Annotated in this window: 3 protein-coding genes; all 3 read right to left on the reverse strand. The window is 60.1% G+C overall.

All coding sequences use genetic code 11. From position 1 onward, the window contains the following. On the reverse strand, positions 1-596 hold a 596-nt coding region (locus EN984_RS31550), incomplete at its 3' end, for a molybdopterin-dependent oxidoreductase (RefSeq protein WP_127384218.1). 1 nt (position 597) lies between these two features. Next, positions 598-1,476 (reverse strand): cytochrome b/b6 domain-containing protein, encoded by an 879-nt coding sequence (locus EN984_RS31555; RefSeq protein WP_127270742.1) that lies wholly within the window; start codon positions 1,474-1,476, stop codon positions 598-600. Positions 1,477-1,573: 97 nt separating this feature from the next. Next, the gene (locus EN984_RS31560) at positions 1,574-2,251 is read right to left on the reverse strand and encodes a DUF1345 domain-containing protein (protein WP_023810520.1); all 678 of its coding nucleotides are present in this window, start codon (positions 2,249-2,251) and stop codon (positions 1,574-1,576) included. Positions 2,252-2,336: the final 85 nt, after the last annotated feature.

The raw sequence follows: 2,336 nt of genomic DNA on the forward strand, positions 1-2,336 counted from the left end.
AGGATCGTCTGCGGGTGACGGGCATCGATCAGGTCGATGCTGCCGTAATATTTGATGTCGCCGGAGAGGCTGCGGTCGATCGTATCGAGGCAATGGAACATGACGTAGCGCGCCTGCGGTTTGACCACCGCCTGGTCCAGCACCAGCGACAGCGGCGTGCCGGTCCATTTGGCGATGCAGCTCCAGCCTTCGACGCAGTCATGGCGGGTGATCTGGGTGCGGCTCGGCATATTCTGGAGTTGCTCGCGGCTGAGCGATAGCGGCTTCTCGACAAGGCCTGAAACCTCCAGTCGCCAGTCGGCAAAGTTGTTGGCGAGCAAGCCCTTGTAGACATCGTCATCGGGAGCGGTGACACCATTCGGCCGCTGCGGCTGGCGGATGTCGGCCTCGGTGAATTCCGGGGCCAGCGCGTCACTTCCGGCAAGCAGCCGCTGTGCGCGGTAGGTCAGGCCATTGGCGTTTTCGAGGAAACTGCGCAGGCCGCTGCCAACACCTAGCTGACTGTCGAAGGCGTCGCAGCCCGACAGCATGATGCCGGAGACGCCAAGACTGGCACCGGTCAGGAATTTGCGGCGGCTGATCTGGAATTTTGCCATGTCAGGCACTCCTCTCGGCTGTATCGTCCTGTGCGGGAGGATCTGTCCGATACCAGCCGGTGATGATCGAGCGCAGTTCGTTGATCGGGCCGGCGGCCAGGATCATCAGGATATGGACGACGAAGAAGGCGACCAATAGCACCATGACGGTGAAATGGATGGTGCGTGCCGTCTGCCGGCCACCGAGCAGATCGTTGAGGAACGGCAGCACCGAATTCATGCTCGGCGACATGGCCAGACCGGTGATGATCATCAGCGGCAACAGCACGAACAGCACCCCGCCATAGGCCATCTTCTGCAGCGTGTTGTATTCGCGCGTGTGGTGGAATTTGAGCTTGGCGTGGTCAACGATGTCTTGCGGCAATCGTTTCAAATCGTCGAGGCGTGGCGCGAGATCGCGCCGCAGATGGCCGTTCACGGTGCTGGCGACAAACCAGACGATCAACGTCGTGGCCAGTATCCAGGCAAAGAAGAAATGGATGACGCGCGCGGTGCCGAGATCATAGTAGGATGGGATGGTCGCCCAGGAGGGAAAGGCGCGGGACGTCTCCTGGCCGGCCGGACCCGACCAGCCGAGCACGCCAGTGGTGTCGAAGCGATGCCCAAAGATTTCCGTGTAGCCGCGCGGACCCGCATCGGAATTCTCGGCGCCGATGGCGAAGATGGTGTTGTTGTATTCGAAGCCCGATTCTTTGCCGATATAGAGCTGCGGACGGGCATTGAAGATCTGCAGGCCTGACAGCAGCATGAAGAACAACGAGATAGCCCAAAGCCAATGCGTCAGCCGTGTCCAGCGCGACTGCCGGTAGATCAGCGTTTTGTCGTTCGACGCCGAAGCGCCTGGATCGGCGGCGGATTGGCTTCTGGCAACGGATTCCATCGTCTTTCGTCTCCCGGCCTCGCGGCATGGCCTGCGCGTTCATTGTCCTCCTGATACGTCGCGATCCAAACCGATGTTTCATCCGATCACGGATTTATTACGGACCGCCCAGGCTGACGGCGAGATTGACGGCGGCGGCGACGATGACCGTGTTGAAGAAAAACGACAGGATCGAATGGACAAGCACGACACGACGCATATGCGTGGTCGAGATGTTGGTATCGGCGGTCTGTGCCGTCATGCCGATCACCGTCGAGAAGTACAGGAAGTCCCAGCCCTCCGGCCGTTTGTCGCCCGGGAACAGCAGTCCGCCGACAGGGATTTTCTTCCTGGTCTCGGCATCCACAGCATCGCCGTCCATCCAGTAGACATGAGCATAATGGAGCGCTGCCATGGCATGAATGGTGAACCAGCCGAGCGGGATCGACAGCAGCGCGAAGGTGAGCTCGACGGGATGGCTTCTGTCCTTCTGATTGATCAGTAGGAACAATGAGATAACGGCAACGCCGACGACGACAAGCGTCACAGCGAAGATGACCAGCACCGGCTGGTCCGTGGCACGCGCATTCCTGCTCAGATACCTGCCGGTGAACTTCGGCATCTGGGCGACGACGAGAATGACATAAGCGGCAAAGAACGCGTTGGCGCCGATCGAATAGGCAAGCGGGGCGTGCAGCAGCAACGCCACGAGAAGCGCAAAAACGCCAACGCAGGCCGACACAGCGAACAACATGTGGCGCTGAATGGGAGACTTCACCGGGGTTTCGGCAGCCATGTCGGTTCCAACCTTGAATGGCGCTCGGTTTCTAGTCTGGTGTGGCGGATTTGAGCGCCCGCCGCAAGATGCGGTCGAGTTTGCC

The organism is Mesorhizobium sp. M7A.F.Ca.CA.004.12.1.1 (assembly GCF_003997835.1).
In the GTDB taxonomy this organism is placed as follows: Bacteria; Pseudomonadota; Alphaproteobacteria; order Rhizobiales; family Rhizobiaceae; genus Mesorhizobium.